Source organism: Pseudomonas sp. GYB4201 (assembly GCF_056312595.1).
The window spans coordinates 1-2,660 of record NZ_JBWGIG010000083.1 but is presented as its reverse complement, the minus strand read 5'-3'; the positions used below and the strand labels follow the sequence as shown (position 1 = coordinate 2,660).

Annotated in this window: 1 protein-coding gene and 1 pseudogene; both read right to left on the bottom strand. The window is 63.1% G+C overall.

Annotated features, from left to right (window positions below; all coding sequences use genetic code 11):
* Positions 1-1,890: pseudogene (locus tag AC0Z2B_RS32405) on the bottom strand (type VI secretion system Vgr family protein); the annotation flags it as partial.
* Between the two features lie 77 nt (positions 1,891-1,967).
* Complete coding sequence (locus AC0Z2B_RS32400) at positions 1,968-2,486, bottom strand: Hcp family type VI secretion system effector (protein ID WP_008375709.1); 519 nt, start codon at positions 2,484-2,486, stop codon at positions 1,968-1,970.
* Positions 2,487-2,660 lie beyond the last annotated feature (174 nt).

Sequence of the window (2,660 nt, the reverse complement as noted above, 5' to 3'; positions counted from 1 at the left end):
ATCGCCGTGCCTACGCCGGCGCTGCCGCCCTGGTTCATCTTGATGGTGGCGCCGCTGAGCGTGACGCCGCTGCCATCGACCTTGATGAAGCTGCCACCCGCCTTCAGCGTCAGCTCGGCGCCCGCTTCGAGTACCACCTTCTGCCCGCTGCTCAGGTGAATCTCTTGCCCGGCCTCGATGAACTGCCCCACGGCAATTTTCAGGTGCTGGTTCTGCCCCACGGTCAGGTGGTCGTCGGCGCGGGTTTCCACTTTGCGGTCCAGGTCCACGGTGAAGTGTTCCTCGGCCTTGTACTCGGTGTACGCGTTGGCTTCGACGGTGTCGTGGCGCTGGTTGCCCACGCGGATTTTCTGGTCGTGCTCGATGTTCTCGTCCCAGTCGCGCTGGGCGTGCAGGTAGATCTGCTCCTGGCCGGCCTTGTCCTCGATGCGCAGCTCGTTGTAGCCGCCGGCGCCGGGGCTGCTCAGGGTCTTGAAGACGCTGCGGGTCTTGTTCGCCGGCAGGTTGTACGGCACCTTGTTTTCGGCGTGGTACAGGCAGCCGGTGACCAGCGGCTGGTCGGGGTCGCCCTCCAGGAAGCCCACCAGCACCTCCATGCCCACCCGCGGGATGGCCACGCCACCGTAGCGCGCGCCGGCCCAGGCGCTGGACACGCGCAGCCAGCAGCTGCTGTTGTCGTCGGCCTGGCCGTCGCGGTCCCAGAAAAACTGCACCTTGACCCGGCCATGGGCGTCGCAGTGAATTTCCTCGCCGGCGGGCCCGGTGACGATGGCGCTCTGGCTGCCCATGATCCGCGGCTTGGGGTGGCGCAGGGCAGGGCGGTAGAACACGTCCCACGGCGTGGCGGTGAACTGGTTGCGGTAGCCCTGGTGGAAGTCGTCCTTGTTGTGGGTGGTGTCGCTGGGAATGGACTCCTCCAGTACCTGGGGCTGTTTGCCGTGGTGGCGTACTTCGGTCAGCAGCCACAGGTCGTTCCACTTGGCCTGGGGGTGGTCGGCCATGGCCAGGAAGTGGCCGCTGACCAACTGCGCCACGTCGCTGCGCCCGGCGGCCAGGCGGTAGTCGGCGCGGTGGCGCTCCAGGGCGCGGCCGGCCAGCAGCTTGCCGCGCTCGCGGTCGACGAAGCGGCCGGGGTAGTCGTAGTCTTCAAGGTCGGGGGTGAAGCTGGTCTTGCTGGCGCTTTCCAGCAGCAGGCGCGGCTTTGCGAAGTCGTAGTCGCGGCGCGTGGTGCGGGTGGCGCGGGTTTCCAGGCGCACGTTGAAGCGCTTGATCACCGGGTTGTCGGCCACCTGGCCGGAGTCCTGCTGGTAGCTGACCGGGTCGAGCCTGGGGAACACTGTCTGGTCGTCGCCGAACACCAGCCGGTGGCCGTCGGCGCTGTGCTGGAAGTGGTAGCTCAGGCCTTCCTCTTCGCACAGGCGGTTGATGAAGTGCAGGTCGGACTCGTCGTACTGCACGCAATAAATGCGCTCGGGGTACGTCGCGCCCAGGTGAAATTGGTAGGCGTCTGCCAGCATGCCGTGCTCTTGCAGCACCTGTGCGATGATTTTGTCGACCGTCATGTGCTGGAAGATGCGCTGGTTGAAGCGCTGGCCCAGGTTGGCCAGTTGCGGGCGCAGGGTGAGGTGGTAGCGCGTGAAGCGCTTGCCCGAATCGCCCTGGGCGACGCGCTGGATGATGCCGTGTATGCCGCTGCCACTGGGCGCGAACGCCAGGAACGCGGGCTTGTGCAACAGGTAGCGCCAGGGAGGCGCTTTCGCTGACCAGTTCCAATTGGAACTCGAAGGGTTGGTTGAGCGCTTCCTGGCCGGTGAATTCCAGCACCCGAAGGTCACTGTCGAAGCCTTGGACGGTAAGCGTGAAGGTGGGTTGGTCGGCCCGCGTGAACATCCGTTGTCCTCTTTGCAACAGAAAAAGGGTGCACTGGCCAGGTCCTCCGGCCAGTGCGGTGACGTAATCAGCGACGCTTAGGCGGCGACTGGGGAACGCCAGTCATCGGAACCGGAAGTGCCCGAGACTTCGTGAGTCCAGGTGATCTTGCGGTAGGTGAAGTAGACGTCTTCCAGGTGGGTGAAGTGCGACATGTTCGGGTCCTGGCAGTTAGCCATGTTGGACTGCACGTCAACGATGATCGCGTCTTCCAGCTTGATGGTGTAGTAGTGCTCCTGGGTGCCGGAGGCCGAGGTGCGGAACCACTTCAGGGTGCACTCGGTCAGGCGCTCGCCGGTGGTCAGCGCGGTGAAGATCAGCGGCGACGACTTGTCGAACACCTTGGTGATTTTCAGCGGCTTGTGCACGCGTTGGCCGGTCGGTTGGCCCGACTGTGGGTCACGCGGAATGATGACCTGGTGGTCGAAGGCCTGGACCAGGATCTCGTCTTCGTGACCTTCCTGGTAGATGTTGCCGACCGAGTCTTCGGTGAAGGTGCCGGCAGTGATCAGACCTTGCTTGGTGCCTTGGAGGGTCAGGTAGGCGGGTGTTGGCATGAAAGCTCTCCTTGCGGGGTTTAAGTGTCGAATCCTGGAGGCGGTAGCGCATCCGGGTAGCTGAAGGTAATCAATAGTCATGCCAACTAATTTTTTATAAGCAAAATCAATAAGCTATACTTATTTGTAAGATGGTATTTCCATATTTTCCTGAATTTGTTCGCCAAGTGCGCA